Raw genomic sequence first — 8584 nt, 5'->3', positions numbered from 1 at the left:
GGGAGAAGCTGCACACCGGCTGAGACGGGTTCGGATAGCGGCCTTTCCAACGTTGGAAACCCTCTGCCAGCGGTATGACAGCACGCTCACAGGAGCCTGTCCAGACCTCGCGCAGCACTCTGTTGTCCTGCGTCACGAGGAGTCGATGCCGCGGCGGGGCGGCGGCATCGACTCCTCGTGACGCAGGACAACAGAGTGCTGCGCGAGGTCTGGACAGGCTCCTGTGAGCGTGCTGTCATACCGCTGGCAGAGGGTTTCCAACGTTGGAAAGGCCGCTATCCGAACCCGTCTCAGCCGGTGTGCAGCTTCTCCCCACGGGTTTCCCCGCAGGAGCCCGTGCCTGCCCCGGAAGTCGAACGCGGTCGCGGTCTGAGTACGAGGAAAGGTCCGATGACACGACACGACACCCGCCCCCGAACCCGAAGCAGAGCCAGGGTGCTGGCGCTGTTCGCCACGGCGGCCCTGGTGCTGCCCCCGAGCGGAATGCTGCCCAGCGCGGTGGCCTCCGAGTTGACGAGCGGTACCTCGGCATCCGCCGCGGGACAGGCCGCCGTCGTGACGCACGGCCTCAAGGGCGAGTACTTCAGCATGTCGGCCCCGGGCGCCCGGGACTTCGCCGAACTCGGCGGCACCACGCTCGACCCGCAGATCAACTTCTCCGGACTGACCGACACGTTCAAGGAGTTCACCGGGAAGACGGAGCACACGACCGCCCGCTGGACGGGGCAGATCGAGGCGCCGGCCACGGGTGACTACACCTTCTACGCGATCGGCGACAACGGCTTCCGGCTCTTCATCGACGACGAACCCGTCATCGACCACTGGGAGGGCGACTGGGACCGGGAGCAGACCAGCCAGGCCGTCCGGCTGACCGCGGGCGAGAAGCACACGTTCCGCCTGGAGCTGTTCCAGGACACCGGCGGCGCCAACATGTACCTGCGCTGGTCGACGCCGACGCTGGCCAAGCAGATCGTGCCGATGTCCGCGTTCACCCCGCCGGCCGACTACGAGGTCTTCCCGGTGGAGCTCACCGTCGCCGAGAACGGGACGCGGCTGCGCGCCCGCTTCGACGGCAAGGTGGGCAATCTCCAGGCGGTCAAGGACCACCTGAAGGTCGAGGCCGACACGACCGCCATGCCGATCAAGTCGGTCACGTCCGTCCCCGGTGACTCCTCCTCCCTCTACGTCACCCTCTCGGAGCCGATCCAGAAGAACCAGCTGGTCCGGGTCTCCTACGACGGCGCGGGCGGTCTGACGGCCGGCGGCAAGGCCGTACCGAAGGTCATCCGGTACGCGGAGAACTCCTCCACCCACCGCCTCACCACCACATGGGGCGACAAGGTCGACAAGAAGCACCCGCTGCCCGAGTACCCGCGCCCGCAGCAGAAGCGGTCCAAGTGGGAGAACCTGAACGGGCCCTGGCAGTTCAGCGCCGCGAAGGCGGGTGAGCAGCCGGTCTTCGGCAAGAACCTCGACGAGAAGATCATCGTGCCGTTCCCGGTCGAGTCGCAGCTCTCCGGGCTCGAACGGCACGAGGACCACATGTTCTACCGCCGGACCATCGACGTGCCGAAGAACTGGAAGGTCGGCAAGGACAGCCGCTCGAACCGGCTCAAGCTCAACTTCGGCGCCGTCGACTACCAGTCGCGCGTCTACGTCAACGGCACGAAGGTCGCCGACCACACCGGCGGGTACAACGCCTTCAGCGTCGACGTCACGGACGCCCTGAAGGGCAGCGGCAAGCAGGAGATCGTGGTCGCCGTCACCGACACCGGTGGCGCGGACCAGCCCATGGGCAAGCAGTCCACCAACCCGGGCGGCATCTTCTACACGCAGACCTCGGGCATCTGGCAGACCGTGTGGATGGAGCCGGTGGCCCCCGCCTCGATCGGGAACGTCGTCACCACGCCCGACATCGACACGAGCACCCTCGCGGTGACGGTCGACGCCGAGGGCGCCTCCTCCGCCGCCCGCGTCGAGGCCGTCGCCCGTGACGCCCGCGGCAAGGTCGTCGGCAAGGTCAGCGGGGCGGCCGGCAAGAAGCTCACTTTGCCGGTGGCGAAGCAGCACCTCTGGAGCCCCGACGACCCGTACCTGTACGACCTCGACGTGACCCTGACCGACGGCCGGTCGAGCGACAAGGTCCGCAGCTACTTCGGCATGCGCAAGATCGAGGTCAAGAAGGTGGGCGGCTTCAACAAGCTGGCCCTCAACGGCAAGCCGGTCTTCTCCCTCGCCACCCTCGACCAGGGCTTCTGGCCCGACGGCCTCTACACCGCGCCCAGCGACGAGGCCCTCGCCTTCGACCTGGAGGCGCACAAGAAGCTCGGCTTCAACGCGGTGCGCAAGCACATCAAGGTGGAGCCGGCGCGGTGGTTCTACCACGCCGACAAGCTCGGCCTGCTCGTCTGGCAGGACTTCGTCTCGGGGAACATCACCAACGAGACGGGCCAGAAGGCCTTCGTCGACCAGGGCCGGGAGATGATGCGCCAGCACCACAACTCCCCCTCCGTGATCGGCTGGATCGTCTTCAACGAGGGCTGGGGCGAGTGGAACCGCGAGGAGACGGGCCGTATCACCGAGGCCGTGAAGGCCGCCGACCCGTCCCGTGTCGTCAATGCCCACAGCGGTGTCAACTGCTGCAACTCCAAGGGTGACTCGGGCAAGGGCGACATCATCGACCACCACGACTACAACAACGACGACCCGCCCTTCCCGGACGAGAAGCGGGCCGCCATGGACGGCGAGCACGGCGGCTTCACCCTGCGCACCCCGGGGCACATGTGGCCGGGCGCCCCGACCGTGATCTACAGCGGTGTCACCACCAAGGCGGAGCTGACCCGCAGGTACGTGGAGAACACCGAGAAGTTCTACGTCGAGCAGGCGGGCGCCGAGCTGTCCGGCTCGGTCTACACCCAGATCACCGACCTGGAGAACGAGCTCAACGGCCTCTACACGTACGACCGGCGCGACATCAAGATGGACGCGGCCGAGGTGCGGAAGGTCAACCTCAAGGTGATCGCGGCCGGCGCCGCGGCGGGCAAGAAGGAGCTGAAGGGCGGCGGGCACTGGTCCCTCGACGAGGGCGCCGGCACCACCGCGAAGGACTCCGGTCCCAACAAGAAGCCCCTGACCCTGCGTGAGGGCGCCACCTGGACCGAGGGCGTCAGCGGCAGCGCGCTGAAGTTCGACGGCCAGAAGCAGTACGCCGAGACCGCGGGTCCGGTGCTCGACACCAGCGGCAGCTACTCGGTGTCCGCCTGGGTCCGGCTCGACGGGGTCCCCGGCAACTACGGCACGGCGGTCAGCCAGGACACCCGTGCCCAGGCCAACTCGTTCTACCTGCAGTACGGACACGGCAACTTCGCCTTCAGCACCCCGGGTGAACGCCGTGCCCAGGTGGCCGTCGCCGCGGAGACGGGGCGCTGGTACCACCTGGTCGGCGTCCGGGACGCGGCCACCAAGGAGATCCGGCTGTACCTCGACGGGAAGCTGGCGGCGACCACCACCGGCGGCGCCGCCCTCGGGAGCACCGGCCCGCTGACCGTGGGCCGCGCCCACTGGGACGGTGCGAACGTCGACTTCTGGAACGGCGCGGTCGACGAGGTCCACGCCGTCGACCGGGCCCTCACCGCCGAGGAGGTGAGCACCCTCTACGGCGACGAGAAGCCCTAGCCGGCAGCGCCCGTAGTGCAAAGGTCCCGGTGGCGGAAGGCTCCTTCCGCCACCGGGACCTCTGCCGTGCCCGGCCGTGAGGACCTACGGCTTCGCGGACGACCCGGACCACAGGGGGCGGGTGCCCAGTCCGGCCACGTCCAGGGCCAGTTCCGCGTACATCGCGTTGGCCCAGGAGAACCAGGGGCGGGTGAACCGGGTCGGGTCGTCCTTGTGGAAGGACTCGTGCATGGCGCCGGTGCCCGCGTCGGTGTCGACGAGCGTGCGCAGCGCCGCGAGCCGCGCCGCGTCGTCGTCGCTCGTCAGGCCCTGCACCGCGACGGCGATCGGCCAGATGTGCTCCGCGGGGGTGTGCGGGCTGCCCACTCCCTCGGCCACGCTCCCCCGGTACCAGGTCGGGTTCGCCGGGGAGAGGACGAACTCCCGCGTGGCCCGGTACAGCGGGTCGGTGGTGGAGACGTTCGCGACCAGGGGCAGGGAGAGGAGGCTCGGCATGTTGGCGTCGTCCATCAGGAGGGCGCCCCCGAGTCCGTCGACCTCGTAGGCGTAGATCGTGCCGTGGTCGGGGTGGTCGACCGTCCCGTGGCGTGCGACCCCTTCGCGCAGTTCGGCCGCCAGTGCGTCGGCGTCCTCGGCCAGCTCCGGGTCGCCGGCGTGGCGGGCCATCTCGGCCGTCCCGTCGAGGGCGGCGGCCGCGCACAGGTTCGCGGGCACGTTGTATCCGTACGCGCAGGCGTCGTCGCTCGGCCGGAAGCCGCTCCAGGTCATGCCGGTGCGGGCGACGGGCGTTCCCCGGCCCCCGTGGGGCAGGGTGTCGCTCGCCGGGCCCGCGGACCGGGTGAAGCGGTAGGAGGACAGGTGCTCGTGGTCCTGCTCGGTGCGCCACACGGTGAGCACGGCGCGGGCGGTGCGCACCGCCCCGTCGAGGTGGTCGGTGCGGCCGGTGGCCCGCCAGAAGCGGTGGGCGAGCAGGAGGGGGAAGGCGAGGGAGTCGACCTCGTACTTCTCCTCCCACACCCAGGGGTCCTCGCACAGGTCCTCGGTGTCGTGGGCGCGCCCCGAGGGTTCGGGGTTGAAGGCGTTGGCGTACGGATCGCGCCGGATCTGCTCGAACTGGCGTTGGAGAACGGCCGCCACCAGGTCCTGCAGGCCCGGGTCGTCCCGCAGGAGCGCCAGGTAGGGCATCAGCTGGGTCGAGGAGTCGCGCAGCCACATGGCGGGGATGTCGCCGGTCACCACGAACGCGCTGCCGTCGGGCATCGGCCGGATGGTGCGGGCGAGCGTGTCGTCCAGGCAGCGCACCAGCGTCCGCCCGTAGCGCGGGTCGCCGAGGGCGTCGAGGTGGCGTACCGCCCGCTCGATCAGCGGGTGGTCCCCGACGCTCGTGGGGAACTGCATCATCGGTCCTTCTTCTCACGTGTCTCGTTGCGTGTCGGCGCGCGGTGCGCCGAGGGGGTGTTCACCGGTCCGGGCGCCGTGGCGGACGACGCGCGTGGGGATCGTGACGCGGCGGGAGGCGGGCTGCTCCGCGTCCTTGTGGCCCAGGCGGTCGATGAGCAGGCGTGCGGCTTCCCGGCCGATCTCGTCGGCGTCGTAGGAGACGAGGGTCAGCGGCAGGCCGAGGATGTCGGACAGGTCGAAGTCGTCGAAGCCCGCCAGGGGCAGGGTGACCCCCGACTTGTGCAGGGCCCGGATGGCGCCCTGGCTGATGCGGTTGTTGGTGCAGAACAGCGCCGCGGGGGCGTCGGGCCGCTCCAGCAGTTCGCGGGTCGCCGCCTCGGCCGTCGCCGCGTCGACGAGGCCCTGCCGGATGAGGGAGTTGTCGGGCTGGACGCCGGCCTCGTCGTGCGCCGCCCAGAACCCGCGCAGCCGTTCGGCGCCGGTGTAGAGCGAGGGCGGGTTGCCCAGGAAGGCGATGCGGGTGTGTCCCTCGGCGAGCAGGCAGGCGGTGGCCTCGCGGGCCCCGTGGAAGTCCTCGACCAGGACGCAGTCGGTGTCGAGTCCGGCGGGCGGGCGGGCGGCGAGGACGACGGGCACGTGGCGCATGGCGGCGGCCAGGTGCTGCTGCCGGCTGCCGGCGGGGACGACGATCAGCCCTTCGACCTGGTGGTCGATGAGGCCGTCGACGAGGCCGGGTTCCCGCTCGACCTGCTCGGCGGAGTTGCTGAGCACCATCCGGAAGCCGTACTCGGTGGCGACCTCCTGGACGCCGAGCGCGAGGCGCGAGTAGAACGGGTTGGCGAGGTTGGTGACGACGAGGCCGATCATCCCGCTGCCGCCGAGCCGCAGGCTGCGCGCGGTCTCGTTGCGGCGGTAGCCCAGCCGGTCCACCGCGGCGAAGACGCGTTCCCGGGMGGCCTCGGAGACACCGGGGTCGTTCTTCAGTACGCGCGAGACGGTCATGGCGCTGACCTGTGCGAGCTTCCCGACGTCGTGCATGGTCGGCCCGCCGCCTCGACGAGCGGTCATGCCCGTTCCCCCTTCTCCGCCGGCCCGCGGCGGTGACCTCGCCGCCGACCGGTCCTCATGATGCGCCTGCCGCGCCGTGCACCCAGTGCGCGGCCCCGATCAGCGGCGCCGACGCGGGCTGCCGGGCGGGCAGCACCCGTACGGGCGCCGTGTCGGTCTGAGCCAGTCCCCGGACGAACGCGGGGTGGACCAGGTCCCACGACTGTGCCATGGATCCGCCGACGACCACCGCGGTGGCCTCGAAGCGGTCGATCCAGGGGGCCAGGGCCCTGCCGAGGGCGTCGAAAGCGTAGCGGAAGGCCTCCGACGCGGCGGTGTCGCCCTGCCCGGCCAGCACGGCGATCTCGTGGACGTCCGGCAGGGCGGACTCCTGCTCCGGGTCCCGGTGCGGGGCCGCGAGCCGGGCGTGGCCCAGGCGCAGGGCACGGCGCGAGACCGTCTCCTCCAGCGGCCGGCCGTCGATCTCCAGCCGGTGCACGTGCCCGGCGGGCGGCACGTCGGGGCCGTCGTGCACGGGCCGTCCGCCGCGCAGGAAGGAGGAGCCGATGCCCGTGCCCAGCGTCAGGCACACCACGCGGTCGTGGCCCCGGGCCGCCCCGGCGCGGTACTCGCCGAGGGCGAAGGCGTCCGCGTCGTTGAGGAAGCACAGCCGCTCGGCCCGGTCGTGCAGCCGCCGGCGCAGTCCGGCGCCCACGTCCACGCCGGACAGGGACTCGAACTTGCCGATGCCCGTGAAGCGGCCGATCCCGGTGGCGTAGTCGAAGGGGCCGGGCATCGCCACGCCCCAGGACGGGCCGTGGCCGGCCGGCAGGCGCAGGGCGGTCGCGGCGATGTCGTCGAGGATGCCGTCGGCGTCCGCGTGCGAGCCGAGCGGTCTGCGGAGCACCGAGGAGGGGACGGGAAGGCCGGTCGCGGGGTCGACGAGCGCGGCGGTGACGTGCGTACCGCCGACGTCGAGGACGGGGACCGGTGCGGTGGGCCGCTCCGTGGGGGCCGCGGTCACGGCTCGACCACCAGCGCCTTCACGATCCGCACCTCGTCGTCGCCCACGGGGCGCACCCGGTAGGGACCCACCGCGGCGGGGACCGTGAGGGTCTCCGCGAAGGCCAGGAAGTGGGTGCGCCCGTCCTGGGTCTCGACGACGGCGCCCTGCCCGGCGGCGACGTTGAGGATGTGGAAGCGTCCCGCTGTGTCGTCGGGGACGGCGGCCCGCGGGGTGACGACGAGGCGGTGGACGGCGTAGAACATCTCGGGCAGCGCGCCGACGACCTCCTCGCGCCAGCCCTCGCCCGAGCGGAGCGTGCGCGGCTGCTGGATCAGGTCCTTCACCACGTCCTCCCCCCGCCGGGCCGTGTCCAGGTTGGCGAAGCCGTGCTCGTAGGGCAGCGGCCGGGACGCGCCGGCGGCGTCCTTGCGCAGCCAGTCGTACAGGCGCAGGGAGTACAGGTACGGGGTCGCGCTGACCTCCAGCACCAGGTTCCCCGCGCCGGACGCGTGCGGGGTGCCCGCGGGGATCATGAACAGCTGGCCCTCGGTCGCGGGGTGCGTCTGGATGTGGTCCTGGACGGGGAACGGGGTGCCGTCGGCGATGGACTCCTCCACCTGGCGGCGCATGACGTCGGGGTCCGCGTCCTCGGTGAGTCCGAGCAGCACCTGGGCGCCCTCCTCGCTCGCCGTGACGTAGTACGTCTCGTGCTGGGTGTAGGGCCAGCCGAACACCTCCCGCATGTACTGCTCCCGCGGGTGGAGGTGCAGGGAGAGGTTGCCGCCGCCCATCGTGTCGAGGTAGTCGAAGCGGATCGGGAAGGAGGTGCCGAAGCGCCGGTGCACCTCCGCGCCCAGCATGGCCTCGGGGTGCTCGACGCACAGCAGCTGGAACGGGACCTCGACCTGCGCCCCGTCCTTCGCGCCGACGAGGACCCCGGCCTCGGGGGCGATCAGTTCGTAGCCGAGGGCGGTGTTGCCGGCCTGCGGGGTGAAGCCCAGTTCGCTCGCGGCCCACCGGCCGCCCCAGGGCGTGGAGTTGAAGTACGGGCGGGTGCGGACGGGGCCGCGGGCCAGGTGCTCCAGGGTCGCGCGCAGCGCGGTGCCGTCCAGGGAGGCGGGGGCCGCCGGGTCCTGGAGGTCGATCCACCGGTCGACGCGGCCGACGACCGCGTCGCGGTGGCGGTCCAGCACGGGCCAGTCGGTGTAGAAGAGCCGCACCAGGTCGCCCGGCTCGCCGGGGCGGCCCAGGTTGGCGCCGACCGGCAGCTCGCCCTTGGCGACGGCGGCCTCGGCGTGGCGCTTGGGCAGGTCGGCGTACCAGAGCACGTCCGGTTCGCACAGCGCCGCGCCCGGGCCGAGGACCAGCAGCACGCCGCCGTCCGCGGGCTTTCGCGGGCGGGGCGGGGAGTCGAAGAGGTCCGCGACCCGGGCCTGCGACAACGGGGTGAAGAAC

The 8584-nt window shown here is 71.7% G+C and carries 5 protein-coding genes; 1 reads left to right on the top strand and 4 read right to left on the bottom strand.

The annotated features are described in order from the left end of the window. The first annotated feature begins 390 nt into the window (after window positions 1-390). The gene (locus FGF04_RS30255; RefSeq protein ID WP_149514542.1) at window positions 391-3675 is read left to right on the top strand and encodes a LamG-like jellyroll fold domain-containing protein; all 3285 of its coding nucleotides are present in this window, start codon (window positions 391-393) and stop codon (window positions 3673-3675) included. An 84-nt stretch (window positions 3676-3759) separates the two neighbouring features. Here the strand turns inward: FGF04_RS30255 and FGF04_RS30250 are convergent, their stop codons facing one another. The 4 genes from FGF04_RS30250 to FGF04_RS30235 form a co-directional block, all read right to left on the bottom strand. Beyond that, the gene (locus tag FGF04_RS30250) at window positions 3760-5076 is read right to left on the bottom strand and encodes a glycoside hydrolase family 125 protein (protein ID WP_235882574.1); all 1317 of its coding nucleotides are present in this window, start codon (window positions 5074-5076) and stop codon (window positions 3760-3762) included. Between the two features lie 12 nt (window positions 5077-5088). Further along, window positions 5089-6144: a LacI family DNA-binding transcriptional regulator gene (locus tag FGF04_RS30245; RefSeq protein ID WP_149514541.1), complete on the bottom strand. Its 1056-nt coding sequence runs from the start codon at window positions 6142-6144 to the stop codon at window positions 5089-5091. A gap of 55 nt (window positions 6145-6199) precedes the next feature. Next, window positions 6200-7147, bottom strand: a complete 948-nt coding sequence (locus tag FGF04_RS30240; RefSeq protein ID WP_149514540.1) for an ROK family protein — start codon at window positions 7145-7147, stop codon at window positions 6200-6202. Continuing rightward, the coding region (locus FGF04_RS30235; protein ID WP_149514552.1) for a class I mannose-6-phosphate isomerase at window positions 7144-8584 on the bottom strand (1441 nt) is incomplete at its 5' end. The genes FGF04_RS30235 and FGF04_RS30240, both read right to left, overlap by 4 nt.

The organism is Streptomyces apricus (assembly GCF_008369065.1).
In the GTDB taxonomy this organism is placed as follows: Bacteria; Actinomycetota; Actinomycetes; order Streptomycetales; family Streptomycetaceae; genus Streptomyces; species Streptomyces apricus.
Note: the sequence above shows the minus strand (reverse complement) of the source record. Positions and strands in the feature narration are given on the sequence as shown.